The organism is Citrobacter portucalensis, assembly GCF_023374935.1.
Classification (GTDB): Bacteria; Pseudomonadota; Gammaproteobacteria; order Enterobacterales; family Enterobacteriaceae; genus Citrobacter; species Citrobacter portucalensis.
Window position 1 is genome coordinate 457,568 of record NZ_CP092466.1, and the last position, 16,999, is coordinate 474,566.

A 16,999-nucleotide genomic window follows, 5' to 3' on the forward strand; every position below is an offset into this window, starting at 1 on the left:
TGGCTCCTTAGCGCTCAATCAGTGCAATACGGCGGTTATAAATATTCATCAGCAAAGAAATACTCAGACTGATGATCAGGTATACCGACATGGTGATGGCGATCGTTTCAATGGCTTGCCCTGTTTGATTGAGTACCGTGCCGGCAAACAGTGAAACCATGTCCGGGTAGCCAATGGCGGCTGCAAGAGAAGAGTTCTTGACGATATTCAGGTACTGGCTGGTCAGTGGGGGAATGATGACGCGTAGCGCCTGTGGGATGATTACCTGACGTAGCGTCACCGGATTTGGCAGACCCAGCGAGCGTGCGGCTTCATGTTGGCCGTAAGGAACGGCCTGAATGCCCGCCCGAATAATTTCTGCAATAAATGCCGAGGTATATACCGAAAGCGCCAGAGTTAGTGCCGCCAGTTCAGGAATAAGCACCATACCTCCACGGAAGTTAAAACCACGGAGCTCGGGAATATCCCAGTGAAGCGCAGCGCCAAACATCCACTGTGAAATCACCGGTAAAAGTACGATCAACGCCAGAGCTGTGGGCCAGGTCCGACGTTGCTGACCGGTTTTGGTCTGATGCATTCTGTTGAAGCGAAATAATCCGATGGTGACGACGATAGCGATAACGACAGCGGTGCAAAAGGCAAAAAAACCTTCTCCCATTTGCGGGGACGGAATATAGAGCCCCCGGTTACTCAGGAACATCAAATCCAGCGCGTTAACGGCCTGGCGTGGGCCGGGCAGATTACGTAATACGGCGAAATACCAGAAGAAGATCTGCAGCAGCGGCGGTATATTGCGGAACGTTTCGATGTAGATCGTCGAGAGCTTTCGCAATAACCAGTTATCTGACAGGCGTGCCAGCCCGAGAAAGAAACCGAGAATTGATGCGAAAACAATGCACAGTGCTGAAACTAACAGCGTATTGAGCAGGCCGACCACAAAGACACGACCATACGTATCGCCTTGCTCGTAATCGATCAGATGCTGGACAATGCCAAATCCGGCGCTGCGATCGAGAAAAGAAAACCCCGAGGTAATACCGCTATTGTTCAGGTTATTTATCGTGTTATGAATGAGATAGACCGCAATGCTGATAACCGCAATGACGGCGAGTATTTGAAATAACCAGGCGCGGACCGCAGGGTTAGAAAAGGATAACGATCCTTTTACGGTTGAGCGGCGATGGAACATAAGAAAACCTCAGTAACTATGACTCTGGGCTGAGCGCCGCAGTTGCGGCGCCCGTTACATCACTACGCATTAGCGCACCGGTGGCGCATACTGAATGCCACCGTTATTCCAGAGGTTGTTCTGTCCACGTTTGATCTTCAGCGGACTTTCCGATCCAACGTTACGTTCAAAGATCTCCGAATAGTTACCAACCTGCTTGATAATGTTGTAGGCCCATTTGTTATCAAGCTTCAGATCCTTGCCATAATCCCCTTCTTTACCCAACAGGTGTGCCATATCCGGTGTTGCTGGATTAGCCGCTTTGTCATCGACGTTTTTCGAGTTAACACCCATTTCTTCCGCATTTAGCATGGCGAACAGCGTCCAGCGAACAATGGAGAACCACTCATCGTCCCCACGACGTACGACAGGTCCCAGAGGTTCTTTAGAAATAACTTCTGGCAGGACGATCCATTCCGCAGGATTGCTCAGCTTGATGCGTAGGGCATACAGCTGAGACTGGTCGGAAGCCAGCGTATCGCAACGTCCAGATTCCAGAGCTTTGGCTGATTCATCCGAACGGTCAAAGGTGACGGGGGTGTACTTCATCTTGTTGGCTTTAAAGTAGTCGGCCACGTTTAGTTCGGTATCGGTTCCCGCCTGAATACAGACCGTTGCACCATCCAGCTCTTTAGCGCTCTTCAGGCCTGCTTTATTGTGGGTAAGAAAACCAATGCCGTCGTAATACGTTACACCAGTGAAGGACATGCCCATACCGGCATCACGAGAAGAGGTCCACGTGGTATTACGAGAGAGCATGTCGACTTCACCAGACTGTAATGCGGTAAAGCGTTCCTTGGCGGTGAGCGGGGTATATTTTACTTTGCTATCATCGCCAAATACGGCGGAGGCAACGCCACGACATACATCAACATCAATACCCGAGAACTTGCCGCTTGCATCGGCGTAAGAAAAGCCAGGCAAGCCGTCGCTGATCCCACATTGCACAAACCCTTTTTTCTTTACGGCATCAAGTGTTGCGCCGGCATGTGCCTGATTTGCAACAGCAAGCAGCACACCGGCCGCAGCCAGGCTGGCGATTATCATCTTTTTCATAGAGCATCCTGTGTGGAGGAATTATTGTTATGGAAACGTTCTGAAAACGTCTTTTACCTGTCTGTGGCTTTGGCCATACTCTTTTAAGCAAAGGTAGTGCCAGTTTTTTGCGCCTGATTATTCGACGCAATATGCAGAGTGTAGACAGGAAAAAATAAATGCAGCGCCCTGAAGTGGTGCAAAATTGAAACGTAAGCCACATTTCGGCGCAAAAAATTTAAAAATCAGACAGGACGCGTGATAACGATTTCTGGCGTTAATATTAATGGCGTGAGAATAATGAAAAGAAAATGTGGTGTTACGAAAAACAGAAAAAATGCTAATTTCAAATCGCGGATGTGTGAGTGAAATCTATAATAATTTTATTACATGTCAGGTTCTATTAAGCAACGTTTTGTCTTATATGCAGATTTTATGCTTATTGCTAAAAGCGCGGTAATAACCGCGCTTTTAAGATGATTTATTTGGTCAGGGCGACAATCCCAAGCGTCAGTCCGGCAACGGCTGCAGCACCACCGGCGATGGCCCCGGCTGTTTCCCAGTTATCCTGGGTGGTGCCTTTCATACAGGTATTGGTATGAACCAGGCGTCCCTGATCGTCGTATACAGGTACGCAAGGAGAATCGTGTGCACAGCCAGCCAGGAATGCGGTAAGCAGTGCAACGGATATTAATCTTTTCATGGTGTTACCTCAAAAATAAGCGTTTCGCTAATCGAGCAAAGACAAACGCTAAACCATCTGCGAACTCGGCGATTATTTTACCACTTCTTAAAAAAGGACTGACATGAGGAATAATCTCAATTCATGTGGATTGTAAAAATAATGGATAAAAAGAAAGGTCGCGGGCGCGTTTAAAGAAATGCTTTAAATGAAATAAATGGCTATCTTATTAATAAATAAAGAGGCGTAACATGGGTGAAAAAGGCGTCCGTAGACGCCTTTATTTTACAAATTAATCGTTGTGCCGACTAAAACGCCGTCTCACGACAACGAAGAAGACGGGGACGAAGAAGATAGCCAACAATGTTGCGGTCAGCATTCCTCCCATAACACCGGTACCGACCGCATTCTGCGCACCACTACCTGCACCGTGACTGATAACCAGAGGCATAACCCCCAGAATAAAGGCCAGGGATGTCATTAGGATAGGACGAAGACGCATGCGCGATGCCTCCAGCGTCGCTTCAATCAACCCCTTGCCTTCTTTATCCATCAGGTCTTTGGCAAACTCGACGATCAGGATGGCGTTCTTAGCCGAGAGGCCGATTGTGGTTAGTAAGCCAACCTGGAAATACACATCGTTATTCATACCACGCAGTGATGCTGCTAACAATGCGCCCACAACACCGAGCGGTACAACCAGCATCACCGAGAAAGGAATAGACCAGCTTTCATACAATGCGGCAAGGCAAAGGAAGACAACGATTAGCGAGATGGCATACAGCGCAGGAGCCTGGTTACCCGACAGTCGTTCCTGATAGGACATCCCCGTCCAGTCATGACCAATACCGTTTGGCAGTTTTTCCGCCAGGCTTTCCATCAGCGCCATTGCTTCACCGGTACTTCTGCCAGGCGCAGCTTCTCCCAGCAGTTCCATAGAAGGCATACCGTTATAGCGCTCCAGGCGCGGTGAGCCGTAGATCCAGTGTGCGGAACTGAACGTGGAGAACGGAACCATTTCGCCATTGGCGCTACGAACATACAGATTATTGATGTCTTCCGGCAACATACGGAATTTGGCATCGGCCTGTACGTACACTTTTTTCACGCGGCCACGGTCAATGAAGTCATTGACGTAATAGCCGCCTAGCGCAGCTGAGATAGTTTCGTTGATATCAGACAGCGAGACGCCAAGGGCCTGAGCTTTTTCCTGATCGACATCCAGCTTGAACTGTGCGGTATCCTCGAGACCGTTTGGACGCACGCGAACCAGCAGGTCAGGGTGTTTGGCAACCATGCCCAGCAGTTGGTTACGCGCTTGCGTTAACGCGGTATGTCCCAACCCGCCCTGGTCAATCAGTTCGAAGTCGAAGCCGGTTGCGGTACCCAGTTCAACAATGGCTGGCATGTTGAAAGGGAACACCAGACCATCACGAATCTGACTAAACGCTCGGGTAGCGCGGGCGATAATTGATTCAACGTTATTTTCGTTACCGCTACGTTCTTCCCAGGGCTTGAGGCTGACGAACGCCATCCCTGAGTTTTGTCCCTGGCCGCTGAAGCTAAAGCCGTTAACCGTAAAGACGCTTTCAACGTTGGCTTTTTCATTGTTCAGGTAGTAGTGGGTGACTTGATCCAGCACCTTCTGGGTGCGTTCTTGCGTGGCGCCTGCAGGAAGTTGAATCATCGTCAGGAAGACGCCCTGATCTTCCTCTGGCAGGAAGGAGGTTGGCAGGCGCATAAACAGCACAGCCATCCCGATGACGATTATCAGGTAGACGACCAGGTAACGCCCAGTTTTACGCACAATACCGCTGACGCTATTGGTGTAGTGATTGACGCTGTGATCGAATTTGGCATTGAACCAGCCAAAGAAACCGCTTCTTTTCTCGTGATGTTCAGCTGATACGGGCTTCAGCAATGTTGCACAAAGTGCGGGAGTCAGGATCAGCGCGACCAGTACTGAAAGCGCCATGGCGGAAACGATGGTGATGGAAAATTGCCGATAGATAGCCCCGGTTGAACCGCCAAAGAAGGCCATCGGGATAAATACCGCAGACAGCACCATGGCAATACCAACCAGTGCTCCCTGTATTTGTGACATGGATTTTTCCGTCGCCTCTTTGGGCGGCAGATGATCCTCCATCATCACGCGTTCTACGTTTTCCACCACCACTATCGCATCATCGACCAATAGACCGATGGCGAGTACCATGCCGAACATCGTCAGGGTGTTTATTGAGTAGCCAAACGCAGCAAGCACGGCAAATGTGCCCAACAATACGACAGGTACGGCGATGGTTGGAATGAGCGTTGCCCGGATGTTTTGCAGGAACAAATACATGACCAGGAACACCAGCACGATCGCTTCAAACAACGTTTTTACCACTTCATGAATGGAGATGGTCACAAACGGCGTCGTGTCGTACGGGTAGACCACCTTCATTCCCTGTGGGAAGAATGGCTGCAGTTCAACCAGCTTGGCTTTAATCGCGTTAGCAGTATCCAGCGCGTTTGCCCCGGTTGCCAGCTTGATCCCAAGGCCGGATGCAGGCTTACCGTTAATACGCGCCACGACGTTGTAGTTTTCCCCGCCTAACTCGATACGCGCGACGTCTTTCAGGTGAACAACCGAGCCATCGCTGTTCACGCGTAACGTCACTTTGCCGAACTCTTCAGGGTCTTTCAGTCGCGTTTGCGCAATGATAGAGGCGTTCAGCTGCTGGTTAGGTAATGCAGGCGTACCCCCTAACTGACCTGCGGCAATCTGATCGTTCTGCACCTTCAACTGATTGATCACATCAACCGGCGTGAGCTGGTACTTATTCAACAAGTTTGCATCCAGCCAGATACGCATAGCGTACTGCGCACCAAACAGCTGCACGTCACCCACGCCATTCAGACGGCTGATTGAGTCTTTAACGTTCGAAGCGACGTAGTCGGAAATGTCATCCTGTGTGGTTTGTGGGTTGTCAGAAACAAAACCCGCAACCATCAAAAAGCTGCTGCTGGATTTCTCAACGCTGATCCCTTGCTGCTGAACTTCTTGCGGCAGTAACGGAGTGGCGAGCTGCAGTTTATTTTGCACCTGCACTTGCGCGATATCGGGATCGGTACCGGACTGGAAAGTCAGTGTAATAGTCACACTCCCGGCCGAGTCGCTGGTGGAGGACATATACATCAGGTTATCGATACCATTCATATTCTGTTCGATAACCTGTGTGACTGTATCCTGAACCGTCTGTGCATCTGCACCAGGGTAGGTGGCAGAAATGGCGACCGCAGGAGGCGCAATGGTCGGGTACTGTGCCACGGGCAGTTGCATGATTGCCAGAGCACCCGCCATCATCAGAATGATAGCCAATACCCAGGCAAAGATAGGACGCCTGATAAAAAAGTTAGCCATGTCCGGTTACCTTATTGGGCTTTCGTGGCAGGGGTTTCGGTATCGGCGGTTGCTTTAACCTGAACGCCTGGACGTGCTTTCTGTAAGCCGCTCACGATAACTTTGTCACCCGGTTGCAGGCCTTCGCTGATGAGCCACTTGTCACCAATAGCTTGTGCGGCAACGACTGCGCGAGACTCAACCTGACTCTTGTCGTTAACGACCATTACGGTGGCATCACCGCGAGGAGTACGCGTTACCCCCTGCTGCGGAACGAGAATGGCATTCGGCTGGACGCCTTCATCAATGCGTGCGCGCACAAACATGCCCGGCAACAGCGTGTGCTGTGGGTTAGGGAACACGGCTCTGAGGGTGATTGAGCCGGTGCTTTCATCAACCGTCACATCAGAAAACTGCAAAGAGCCTTTTAGCGGGTATGACTGACCATTTTCCATCACCAGTTCGACAGTACTGCTGGCGCTGTCTTTATGCAGACTCCCTTGTTCAACGGACTGTTTGAGGCGCATAAAGTCGTTACTGGACTGTGTCACGTCGACGTAAATGGGATCGAGCTGTTGAACGGTAGCAAGCTCTGTAGCCTGGCCATTCGTGACTAATGCACCTTCGGTGACGTTGGATTTACCGATGCGTCCGCTAATTGGCGATGTCACTTTGGTGTAGGCCAGATTGATACGCGCGCTTTCGACCGCCGCTTTTGCTGCGATCACGGAGGCATCGGCCTGACGAGCATCAGCAATTGCCTGATCGTACTCTTGCTGGCTGATGTACTTGGTGCCAACCAACGGCACATAGCGTTTCACCGTTAAATGCGCGATTGCAGCCGCCGCTTCACTCTTCGCCAGTTCACCTTTGGCGCTGTCATAGTCAGCCTGGTAAGTCGCTGGATCGATCTGATAAAGTGACTGCCCGGCTTCAATATCGCTTCCCTCAGTGAAATTCCGTTTAAGTACAATTCCACTAACCTGAGGACGGACTTCTGCAATACGAAATGCTGTGGTGCGTCCGGGTAATTCGGTCGTCACGGCTAAAGGGGCCTTTTCGACGACATGGACAGTCACCTGCGGCTCTGCGGGATGTGCTTGTGTTTCTCCCTGATCGTTACAACCGGCGAGTAATGCAGCGGAGATGATGATGAATGAGGGCAGGAGTGAAAACCTGGCATTTTTCGTCATTTCTATTCCTTAAAAAACCGAACGCTCGTTATTAACCGAGTAACAATAGGGGTGATAACGCGCACAAGAAAAAATAATAGTTGGCTATCCTACAAATTATTAGCTTGCGATGTAAGCAATACTTATTTATGGGCGGGGTTCACGGCACATAAAAGCAAAAAAAGATTAATCAGCTACCGTTTCATTGTGATATTTATAGCAATACCATGATGCTGATAAATACATTTTGAAATGATCATCTGAATGGTGAATATATTTGTTTTTGTTATTTGTTTTATCTATTCGTGTGTAATGTCCGCAATTAAATACTTTAGACCTCGTCTAAATAAACGCTAAGTGATACATTTGTTCCAGATCGAAAATATTAGATAAGAAAGTTAATCATTCTCTACTCCAATCCAGACAGTCGGAACCATGGCCAGAAAAACGAAAGCTGATGCCCTCAAAACGCGGCAGCACCTGATAGAAACGGCAATTGTACAGTTTGCCGCACGTGGCGTAAGCAATACGACGCTAAACGACATTGCGGATGCCGCCAGCGTGACGCGTGGCGCGCTCTATTGGCATTTCGAAAATAAAACTCAATTGTTTAATGAGCTATGGTTACAACAACCACCTTTACGCGATCTTATTCAGGACAAGCTTATTGGTCGTTGGGGTGATAACCCTTTACAGCGATTGCGAGAAAAGTTTGTGGTGGGGTTACAATATATTGCAGAGAACCCTCGTCAGCAGGCATTAATGCAGATTTTATATCATAAGTGTGAATTTCATAACGATATGATATCTGAGCAGGCTATTCGCGATAAAATAGGTATCAGTCATCAAAGCATTCGTGATTCCCTGCAAAAATGTGTCGATGACAATTTGATTGCCACCACTCTTGATTTAGATGTCATCATCATTATTCTGCACGGTAGTTTTAGCGGAATTATAAAAAACTGGTTAATGAATCCAGTGAGTTATGATCTGTATGGGCAAGCTCCAGTATTAGTTGATAATGTACTAAAAATGTTAAGCCCAGACGGTAGTGTCATGCAATTAATGCAGAGTGAAAACCAGGTCGGATAGTTTTTACCGCCAGAGGCTGACGGCTGTCGAAGTGTTATCTGAGGTGCTATTCGAGGTCGACGCAGTTGACCAGCTTAAGGGGATTCACTGAGTTCATATTCCGGCACTTGTCGTGCTCTGTTGTCATCAGCTCTATCCATTGGATGAGCAGCGCATCAAAAAGAAAAACGAAGACCGCAAAAACAACCAGCCACCAATACTTGCGAATCATTCCTAAACCCTGTGTATTCATGCCCAAGCGTGCAGGGAATATACACGAAATTTTTAAGCTGAAAAGCAGACTTACAATGCCTTTACTTTGTTGAAAGATCGCCACTCTTTGCCGTCAATCGACTCTTTTTAGACAGGTTTTTTGTCTTACGTTTTTTCACCTTGGCAAGCTCAATTTCTGAAAAATGAGAACCGATACTCAGTCTTCTGAGCCCCATTTTTACGTATTCAGTATTGATCTCAATCCCGACAAACTTGCGACCCAATTCCACGGCGGTAGCTCCGGTGGTGAAGCTGCCGGCAAACGGATCCAGTACTTTGTCATCTGGGTTCGAGGACGCCAGAATTATACGCTCCAGGAGGGCTTTGGGTTTCTGGGTGGGGTGGTTTTCGTATTCGTCCATCAGATAGCGTACGCGTGGGAACTCCCAGACATTGCCCGGCACTTTTTTCTGATTGTAGGGCTGCGGCGGGTTTTTTCTGTAGTCTATTAGCGCGCGTTTAGCGCCCGTTTTAGCTTCAACCAGAACATCATTACGATTAAACGTGTAGTTTTTCTGATCTTTGACCATCATCAGGATCGGTTCATACATCGAACCAAAGTAATTTTTGGCCTGTACCCCCGAGCTATCATATGACCACACGATACGGCTCTTGATGGTAAAAAGAGGGCGGCATTTGAGGTCGATGTACGGCATGTTCTCCGTACTGTTCATGATGTACATGGTGCCGTGTGGTTTGAGGATGCGATGGCACTCGTTGATGCACTCAAACAACCACGCCAGAAAGGCCTCTTCGTCCCAGGATTCCACCATCCCGTCAAAGTCTTTCCCGATGTTATAAGGAGGGTCAGCAAAAATGAGTTCGACGCTTTCAGACGGCAGTTTTTTCAGTTCAGTTAGCGCGTCACCCAGGATTATCTTTTTAGATTCATCGCCAAAATAGACAGGTTCACATCTCGCGTTCATCGCCAAAGCCTCCCGTGTGACGTCAATAAAAAAGGCGCTTCCCCATGCCGAGTAGCGCCTTTTAAAACAAACACTTAACTGATTAGTATCAGTTCATGCCGTATTTTTTCAGTTTTTTACGCAGCGTACCACGGTTGATGCCCATCATCAGGGCAGCACGGGTCTGGTTACCGCGGGTGTATTGCATCACCATGTCCAACAGGGGCTGTTCTACTTCAGCCAGTACCAGCTCATAGAGATCATTCACATCCTGACCATTCAATTGAGCAAAATAGTTCTTCAGTGCCTGTTTAACCGAGTCACGCAGGGGCTTTTGAGTTACCTGGTCCTGAGAGTTAACGGTAGAAACGGTCAGTACGTCAGAATTTACGCGTTGTTCGAACATAGTTCTGTCAGCTCTTTATTTCTGTTTACGCAAAATTTTCGAAGTATGCCTCCAACGCCGCCAGCTGTTCGCTGGAATCTTCAATGGCGTTGAATGTGCGCCGAAACTGGTCATCCGGAGCGTGTTCCTGGAGATACCAGGATACGTGTTTACGCGCAATTCGGTACCCTTTTGCCTGACCATAAAAGTCGTGCAGTTCCCGAATATGCGCACAAAGCAAGCGCTTCACCTCTGCCAGAGGCAGCGGGGGCAGCAGCTCCCCAGTGTCCAGATAATGCTGGATTTCCCGAAAGATCCAGGGTCTTCCCTGAGCTGCACGTCCTATCATCAGGGCATCCGCCCCCGTATAGTCGAGTACAGCTCTGGCTTTATGCGGGTCAGTAATGTCGCCATTCGCGATAATCGGAATGGAAACTTTCTGCTTAACTGCCCGAATACTGTCGTACTCAGCATCTCCATTGAACAAACAGGCGCGGGTGCGTCCATGAATGGTCAGAGCCTGAATGCCACAGTCTTCAGCCAGTTGGGCAATCTCTACGCAGTTACGGTGTTCCGGAGCCCAGCCGGTGCGAATCTTGAGTGTGACAGGAACGTCCACTGCATTGACGACCTCGGTTAGTATCGATTTCACTAAATCCGGGTACTGCAAGAGGGCTGAACCTGCGAGCTTGCGATTCACTTTTTTAGCCGGACACCCCATATTGATATCAATAATCTGGGCGCCGCTTTCCACGTTAATACGTGCGGCATCGGCCATCTCAACAGGGTCGCTACCGGCAATTTGCACCGTGCGAATTCCTGGCTCATCAACGTGCACCATCCGTAAACGAGACTTATCACTTTCCCAAACCTGCGGGTTAGAAGACATCATCTCGGATACTGTCAATCCTGCTCCCATCTCATAGCACAGCGTCCTGAATGGTCTGTCAGTGATGCCAGCCATAGGTGCTGCGATCAGGCGATTTCTGAGCTGGTATTGTCCGATGCGCATGAGTTAAGAAATGACCATACTGTGACTGCAAGGCGGCGTATATTACGCATTTTTCGCACGAGATGAAAGGCCAAACTTTGACCAATCCACTGAGGTGGATCAATGAATTGCCGTAAATGTGAACGCATGAAAATATTTAATCATATAAATCATCGCATTATAAAAATGTGTCGATTTTATATACACATATAATTTTGCGTAACTTCTCATTTTTTCTTCAGCTGCAGACGGTACTGACAAGATATTCTGCTGAATTAATCAGCAAATTACCTCGTCATTGTGTGATCGCTACCTCATTTTAGTACAGGATCTCGGTATCCCCAGAATAGCTGTCCGTAATCTTGCGTTCATTCAACGGCTGCAGCGGGCGATTGTTTGCAGGCCCAACAATGTAGTGAAATTTATCCAACTGTTCGGCTGAAAGAGCAACAGGCGTTTTCAGGACAGCCCAGGTGACACCTTCGGTGCAGGGAGGCGTTGTTAACGAACCACGATAGAGCCAGTAGGTTTTATTGTCGGGTAAAAGTTGATTGATATTAACGGGTGAGAAGATGGGCATACTGCTGTCCTCCATGGTTGGAAAGGACTCCCACAAATTTTGAATCGCCTGGTTCGGTTCACCGACGTCAAACATAACCGCTACGATAGCGATGTCTCCGGATTGATTTTTGTGGAGTAACTGCAGCTCCAGCGGATAGGTTTTACCGTTGAGCGTATGTTCGCTCGGGGCATGAAAATCAAATTGTTTTAAATAATAAAGCGTTTCATCAATTTCAATAGAATTAGATGCATAGCTACTCATCGTTGCCTGCAACGTATGGTTAATGCTCCGAAATCTGGTTGGGCCATCGACGTACTGCATGTTGAGCGCGGGAAGACCGAGTTTACTGGCAGTGGTGGTCTGGATGTCTATGGGGGATTGGTTTATGCCCGTCTGGCACGTTGCATACGCTTTGCTGATTTCTCCCCACCGTGCGGGGCCGTTTTCTTCGGTATATCCCCATGGTACGGCCAGCGTGGTCAGTGGCATCATGCATGCTGCCAGCAAAGTTGTTGTAAAACAGTTGAAACGCATACGTTTACTCAATGAAAATCAATATAAAAAATAACAAAATCAATTGATTATTATATCGCTGAGGAAAGTGTCGGTATGCTGGTCTATTGTCTGAAAATGGCGTGGTCAGATAACCACGCCGGAAGGGATTATTTTTTCTGGCCGGTAATGCGACACCACTCTTCTTTCTCGATAACCGGATCGAGCGTAAAGAGATCGGCATAGGCTTCACAGACACTTTCTGCCTGACTGGCAAGAATACCAGAAAGCCCCAGCAAGCCGCCCTCAACGGGCAGTACGCTGATTAACGGAGCCAGTTCACGTAATGGGCCAGCAAGGATGTTGGCGACCACCACGTCGGCTTTCATCGCCTCTGGCTGATCTTTCGGCAGATAAAGCTCCAGACGCTCAGAAACACCGTTACGCTGGGCGTTATCACGGCTGGCCTGAATCGCTTGCGGATCGATATCTACGCCAATGGCTTTCGCCGCACCCAGCTTCAGCGCCGCAATGGCAAGAATGCCGGAGCCGCAGCCAAAGTCGATAACCGTTTTACCGTTAAGATCAAGACCGTCCAGCCATTGCAGGCACAGAGAGGTGGTGGGGTGCGTGCCTGTACCAAACGCCAGACCCGGGTCCAGCATCACGTTGACAGCATTCTCATCCGGGACATCGCGCCAGCTTGGGCAAATCCACAGACGTTCACCAAAGCGCATCGGGTGGAAGTTATCCATCCATTCGCGTTCCCAGTCTTTGTCTTCGAGCTGTTCGATTTTATGCGCGAAGCCTTCACCCAGCAGCGGATGCTGTTCCAGGATAGCAACTACTTCTTTCATGTCGGTTTCTGCATCGAACAAGCCGATAACGTCGGTATCACCCCACAGGCGAGTCTCGCCCGGCAGAGGTTCAAATACCGGCGTATCATGCGTATCCTGGAAAGTAATGGAAACGGAGCCCGCTTCCATCAGCGCATCGCTCAACTCTTCAGCGTTGGCACCGGTCGTGTTCAGTTTCAGTTGGATCCATGGCATGGCAAAACTCTTTATTTATCAGTAGTCAATATGGCGGCTTGCGGGACGACGGAACCGAAACGGTTGCCTATCAAGAAAGCCAGCAAGCTTATCAGTAACGAGGGCACGATTGGGTGGAAGCCCAGGAACTGAACGTTAAAGGTGGCGAGTAGAGCATAAAGCACGCCGCCGACAATCATCGCGCTCAATGCGCCTGACGCGTTTGCCCGTTCCCAATAGAGGCCTAGCACCAGAGGCCACAGGAAGACGGCTTCCAGCCCGCCAAACGCCAGCAGATTCAACCAGATAATCATCTCTGGCGGTTTCCAGGCGGCCAGCAGCAGTAACGCGCCCAGCAGCAGGGTAATCACTGCCGACATGCGCTTCAGCCGGGTTTCGTTTTCCAGCTGTTCCGGGCGAAGGTTCAGGTACAGATCCTTAATGATCGTAGCGGAACTTTGCAGCAATTGGGCATTGATCGTCGACATGATCGCGGCCATGGGCGCGGCGAGGAAAATCCCGGCAGCGACCGGCGGCAACACTTTGACCATCAGCGTAGGGATAACCAGATCCGGTACCGTCAGGTCAGGGATTACCGCCCGTCCCAGGGCACCCGCCAGATGCATACCAAACATCAGGATCGCCACTACGATGGTGCCGATGATAATGCCGCGGTGTACCGCTTTACTGTCTTTATAAGAGATGCAGCGTACCGCCGTATGCGGCAAGCCAATCACGCCAAAGCATACCAACACCCAGAATGAGGTCATAAACGTGGGTGACAAAATGTCATCAGCGCCCTGCGGCGAGACCAGTTTAGGGTCGATAGCCTGCAGGGTTACCACCGCATTGCTAAGGCCACCGGCAGCATGAACGACGCCGACCAGCAAAACGATAGTACCAATCAGCATCACCATGCCCTGCATGGTATCGTTCAGTACGCTGGCGCGAAAGCCGCCGAACGCCGTGTATAACGCGATGCTGACGCCAAAAATCAGCAGACCGGTTTCGTAGGGGATACCCGCTGCGGTTTCCAGCAAACGTGCGCCGCCAATAAACTGTACGGTCATTGCCCCGACAAACGCGACCAACAGGCTGAGGCTCGCCAGCCATACCAGCAGGCGGCTCTGGTAGCGCGCAAATAGCATATCGTTGAGGGTAACAGCATTATAACGGCGTGCCAGAATGGCGAATTTCTTACCAAGAATTCCCAATGAGAGCCATACGGCGGGCAACTGGATCATCGCTAGCAGCACCCATCCCAGTCCGTATTTGTAAGCGGCACCAGGACCGCCAATAAACGAGCTGGCGCTAATGTAGGTTGCCGTTAGCGTCATCGCTAACACGACGCCGCCCATGGAGCGGCTGCCGAGGAAATATTCATTCAGGAAGGTACCGGTCGATCTCTTGCGCATGGCATAAACTGAGAGACCGAAGACCACCAGAAGATAGGCGACCAGCGGTAAAATAACTTCAAGCTGCATCGTCATCCTCCAACGGAATGTCGCGATAGATAAACTTCACCATCGCCCAGCACAGCACGATAAAAACCAGCGGCGTTAGCAGGCAGGCCATTTCGAACCAGTGCGGTAAGCCGGTAAAACCCAGCGTTGAATCTGGTAAGTAAGCGGCCACTAACCATGTGACCAGATATAAAAGGGTTAGCCACAGCGCCCAGCGCGCCTCTTTATGGGCCTGAACAAAACGAGCGTCCATTTTTTGTCCCTTGTGGATAAAGAAAGCGGGGATTGTACCTTATGGCACGTGCGGGAGGGGAGAAAAACAAAAGGCCGGAATTTCCGGCCTTTTCGGTTAACGCACGCTTACTTTTCCTGAAGTCCGAGTTTTTTCTCCAGGTAGTGGATATTGGTTCCACCGTGCTGGAAGTGCTCGTCATTCATGATACGGATCTGCAGGTCAACGTTGGTTTTGATACCGTCGATGATCAGTTCCTGCAATGCGTTTTTCATACGGGCGATAGCGACGTCGCGGTTTTCGCCATAGCAGATCAGCTTACCGATCATTGAGTCATAGTACGGAGGTACGGTGTAGCCTGCGTAAATATGAGACTCCCAACGCACACCAAAGCCACCCGGCGCGTGGAAACGCGTGATTTTACCCGGGCTTGGCAGGAAGGTGTTCGGGTCTTCGGCGTTGATACGGCATTCTACCGCATGGCCTTTAACCACAACTTCGTCCTGCTTGATGGACAGCGGTTGGCCCGCTGCGATGCGCAGCTGCTCTTTGATCAGATCAACGCCGGTGATCATTTCGGTTACCGGGTGTTCAACCTGAATACGGGTGTTCATCTCAATAAAGTAGAACTCGCCGTTTTCGAACAGGAACTCGAAAGTACCCGCCCCGCGATAGCCGATATCAACACACGCTTTGGCGCAACGCTCGCCGATGTAGCGACGCAGTTCCGGGGTAATGCCTGGCGCTGGTGCTTCTTCGACAACTTTCTGGTGACGACGCTGCATGGAGCAGTCACGTTCTGCCAGATAAATTGCGTTACCCTGACCGTCAGCCAGCACCTGAATTTCAATGTGGCGTGGGTTTTCCAGGTATTTCTCCATGTAGACCATGTCGTTATTGAAAGCGGCTTTTGCTTCCGCTTTGGTCATGGAGATGGATTGTGCCAGTTCGGCATCGCTGCGCACGACGCGCATACCGCGACCGCCGCCGCCGCCGGAGGCTTTGATGATAACCGGGTAGCCGATGCGTTTAGCATGAGCGCGGTTAGCGTCCATGTCATCGCCCAGCGGGCCGTCAGAGCCTGGGACTGTCGGTACGCCCGCTTTCTTCATCGCGGTGATTGCGGACACTTTGTCGCCCATCAGGCGGATGGTGTCGGCTTTCGGGCCGATGAAGATAAAGCCAGAACGCTCTACCTGCTCAGCAAAATTGGCGTTCTCAGAGAGGAAGCCATAGCCCGGGTGAATTGCCACCGCGCCGGTGATTTCAGCGGCGCTGATGATAGCCGGGATGTTCAGATAGCTTTTTACGGACGGAGCCGGGCCGATACAGACCGTCTCATCCGCCAGCAATACGTGTTTTAAATCGCGATCCGCACTTGAATGCACAGCGACAGTCTTGATGCCCAGTTCTTTACAGGCACGAAGAATACGCAGGGCAATCTCGCCGCGGTTGGCGATAACAATTTTATCCAACATGTTCGCCTCGTTATTCGATGACGACCAGCGGCTCGTCAAATTCTACCGGTTGACCACTTTCTACCAGAATCGCTTTAACTACGCCGGATTTGTCGGCTTCGATCTGGTTCATCATTTTCATGGCTTCAACGATGCACAGGGTATCGCCCGCATTCACTTTCTGTCCGATTTCGATGAACGCTTTAGCATCCGGGCTCGGGGTGCGGTAGAACGTACCAACCATTGGGGAGCGTACGATGTGACCACTGATTTCCGCTGCTGCCGGAGCTTCCATACTTGGAGAGGCAGTTTGTGCGACAGCGTTAGACAGAGCTGGTTGCTGCATCACTGGTGCAGCATAAGCCTGTTGCATCATCGGAAAACTTGCAGCTGGCGCCGCACGGCTGATGCGTACAGATTCTTCGCCTTCAGAAATTTCCAGTTCGGAGATGCCTGATTCTTCAACCAGCTCGATCAGTTTTTTAATCTTACGAATATCCATGAGTGGGTTCCGTACTCTTTGTTTAGTGAGATTGTGACAGGCGTTTTACCGCCGTCTGTATAGCATTTTTATAACAGTGAGTGACAAGATGCCACGCATCTCAGGCGCTGCACTGGGTGCTGCTGCCATTAAG

16 protein-coding genes are annotated in these 16,999 nt (G+C 50.1%); 1 reads left to right on the plus strand and 15 read right to left on the minus strand.

What is annotated here, in order from left to right; translation table 11 throughout:
- Positions 1-7 precede the first annotated feature (7 nt).
- From LY264_RS02250 to LY264_RS02270, 5 genes are all read right to left on the minus strand, one after another.
- Positions 8-1,189, minus strand: a complete 1,182-nt coding sequence (locus LY264_RS02250) for an amino acid ABC transporter permease (protein WP_048225763.1) — start codon at positions 1,187-1,189, stop codon at positions 8-10.
- A 69-nt stretch (positions 1,190-1,258) separates the two neighbouring features.
- Positions 1,259-2,284, minus strand: coding sequence for an amino acid ABC transporter substrate-binding protein (locus LY264_RS02255; RefSeq protein WP_048225761.1), 1,026 nt, complete (start codon positions 2,282-2,284; stop codon positions 1,259-1,261).
- Positions 2,285-2,744: 460 nt separating this feature from the next.
- Positions 2,745-2,966, minus strand: coding sequence for a lipoprotein (locus LY264_RS02260; protein WP_003025292.1), 222 nt, complete (start codon positions 2,964-2,966; stop codon positions 2,745-2,747).
- A 271-nt stretch (positions 2,967-3,237) separates the two neighbouring features.
- Positions 3,238-6,351, minus strand: coding sequence for an efflux RND transporter permease subunit (locus tag LY264_RS02265; RefSeq protein WP_048225759.1), 3,114 nt, complete (start codon positions 6,349-6,351; stop codon positions 3,238-3,240).
- An 11-nt stretch (positions 6,352-6,362) separates the two neighbouring features.
- Positions 6,363-7,523 carry an efflux RND transporter periplasmic adaptor subunit gene (locus LY264_RS02270; protein WP_032945162.1) on the minus strand — a complete coding sequence of 387 codons (1,161 nt, stop codon included), beginning with the start codon at positions 7,521-7,523 and terminating at the stop codon, positions 6,363-6,365.
- Positions 7,524-7,937: 414 nt separating this feature from the next.
- Here LY264_RS02270 and envR point away from each other — a divergent pair, with 414 nt between their 5' ends.
- Positions 7,938-8,594: an acrEF/envCD operon transcriptional regulator gene (envR, locus tag LY264_RS02275; RefSeq protein ID WP_048225757.1), complete on the plus strand. Its 657-nt coding sequence runs from the start codon at positions 7,938-7,940 to the stop codon at positions 8,592-8,594.
- 46 nt (positions 8,595-8,640) lie between these two features.
- Here envR and LY264_RS02280 read toward each other — a convergent pair whose 3' ends face one another.
- The 10 genes from LY264_RS02280 to accB form a co-directional block, all read right to left on the minus strand.
- Positions 8,641-8,805: a DUF2556 family protein gene (locus LY264_RS02280; RefSeq protein ID WP_003025279.1), complete on the minus strand. Its 165-nt coding sequence runs from the start codon at positions 8,803-8,805 to the stop codon at positions 8,641-8,643.
- An 82-nt stretch (positions 8,806-8,887) separates the two neighbouring features.
- Positions 8,888-9,772: an adenine-specific DNA-methyltransferase gene (gene yhdJ, locus LY264_RS02285; protein ID WP_048225755.1), complete on the minus strand. Its 885-nt coding sequence runs from the start codon at positions 9,770-9,772 to the stop codon at positions 8,888-8,890.
- Positions 9,773-9,860: 88 nt separating this feature from the next.
- Positions 9,861-10,157 (minus strand): DNA-binding transcriptional regulator Fis, encoded by a 297-nt coding sequence (gene fis / locus LY264_RS02290; RefSeq protein WP_000462905.1) that lies wholly within the window; start codon positions 10,155-10,157, stop codon positions 9,861-9,863.
- Between the two features lie 25 nt (positions 10,158-10,182).
- Positions 10,183-11,148: a tRNA dihydrouridine synthase DusB gene (dusB, locus tag LY264_RS02295; protein ID WP_008785970.1), complete on the minus strand. Its 966-nt coding sequence runs from the start codon at positions 11,146-11,148 to the stop codon at positions 10,183-10,185.
- 298 nt (positions 11,149-11,446) lie between these two features.
- A complete protein-coding gene (locus LY264_RS02300) occupies positions 11,447-12,181 on the minus strand; it encodes a carbonic anhydrase (protein ID WP_240498900.1) in 735 nt (244 codons plus the stop codon).
- Between the two features lie 170 nt (positions 12,182-12,351).
- The gene (gene prmA / locus LY264_RS02305; RefSeq protein ID WP_003025221.1) at positions 12,352-13,233 is read right to left on the minus strand and encodes a 50S ribosomal protein L11 methyltransferase; all 882 of its coding nucleotides are present in this window, start codon (positions 13,231-13,233) and stop codon (positions 12,352-12,354) included.
- A gap of 11 nt (positions 13,234-13,244) precedes the next feature.
- The gene (gene panF / locus LY264_RS02310) at positions 13,245-14,696 is read right to left on the minus strand and encodes a sodium/pantothenate symporter (protein WP_048225751.1); all 1,452 of its coding nucleotides are present in this window, start codon (positions 14,694-14,696) and stop codon (positions 13,245-13,247) included.
- Positions 14,686-14,928: a YhdT family protein gene (locus tag LY264_RS02315; protein ID WP_003828839.1), complete on the minus strand. Its 243-nt coding sequence runs from the start codon at positions 14,926-14,928 to the stop codon at positions 14,686-14,688. Before LY264_RS02315 ends, panF begins: the two co-directional genes overlap by 11 nt.
- A 107-nt stretch (positions 14,929-15,035) precedes the next feature.
- Positions 15,036-16,385, minus strand: coding sequence for an acetyl-CoA carboxylase biotin carboxylase subunit (gene accC / locus LY264_RS02320; protein ID WP_003828838.1), 1,350 nt, complete (start codon positions 16,383-16,385; stop codon positions 15,036-15,038).
- Positions 16,386-16,395: 10 nt separating this feature from the next.
- Positions 16,396-16,866: an acetyl-CoA carboxylase biotin carboxyl carrier protein gene (gene accB, locus LY264_RS02325; RefSeq protein ID WP_003025210.1), complete on the minus strand. Its 471-nt coding sequence runs from the start codon at positions 16,864-16,866 to the stop codon at positions 16,396-16,398.
- Between the last annotated feature and the right edge of the window lie 133 nt (positions 16,867-16,999).

Coding starts and splice junctions, on each gene's coding strand:
- LY264_RS02250 (WP_048225763.1), bottom strand. CDS start 1,189: ATGTTCCATCGCCGCTCAACCGTAAAAGGATCGTTATCCTTTTCTAAC.
- LY264_RS02255 (WP_048225761.1), bottom strand. CDS start 2,284: ATGAAAAAGATGATAATCGCCAGCCTGGCTGCGGCCGGTGTGCTGCTT.
- LY264_RS02260 (WP_003025292.1), bottom strand. CDS start 2,966: ATGAAAAGATTAATATCCGTTGCACTGCTTACCGCATTCCTGGCTGGC.
- LY264_RS02265 (WP_048225759.1), bottom strand. CDS start 6,351: ATGGCTAACTTTTTTATCAGGCGTCCTATCTTTGCCTGGGTATTGGCT.
- LY264_RS02270 (WP_032945162.1), bottom strand. CDS start 7,523: ATGACGAAAAATGCCAGGTTTTCACTCCTGCCCTCATTCATCATCATC.
- envR (WP_048225757.1), top strand. CDS start 7,938: ATGGCCAGAAAAACGAAAGCTGATGCCCTCAAAACGCGGCAGCACCTG.
- LY264_RS02280 (WP_003025279.1), bottom strand. CDS start 8,805: ATGATTCGCAAGTATTGGTGGCTGGTTGTTTTTGCGGTCTTCGTTTTT.
- yhdJ (WP_048225755.1), bottom strand. CDS start 9,772: ATGAACGCGAGATGTGAACCTGTCTATTTTGGCGATGAATCTAAAAAG.
- fis (WP_000462905.1), bottom strand. CDS start 10,157: ATGTTCGAACAACGCGTAAATTCTGACGTACTGACCGTTTCTACCGTT.
- dusB (WP_008785970.1), bottom strand. CDS start 11,148: ATGCGCATCGGACAATACCAGCTCAGAAATCGCCTGATCGCAGCACCT.
- LY264_RS02300 (WP_240498900.1), bottom strand. CDS start 12,181: ATGATGCCACTGACCACGCTGGCCGTACCATGGGGATATACCGAAGAA.
- prmA (WP_003025221.1), bottom strand. CDS start 13,233: ATGCCATGGATCCAACTGAAACTGAACACGACCGGTGCCAACGCTGAA.
- panF (WP_048225751.1), bottom strand. CDS start 14,696: ATGCAGCTTGAAGTTATTTTACCGCTGGTCGCCTATCTTCTGGTGGTC.
- LY264_RS02315 (WP_003828839.1), bottom strand. CDS start 14,928: ATGGACGCTCGTTTTGTTCAGGCCCATAAAGAGGCGCGCTGGGCGCTG.
- accC (WP_003828838.1), bottom strand. CDS start 16,385: ATGTTGGATAAAATTGTTATCGCCAACCGCGGCGAGATTGCCCTGCGT.
- accB (WP_003025210.1), bottom strand. CDS start 16,866: ATGGATATTCGTAAGATTAAAAAACTGATCGAGCTGGTTGAAGAATCA.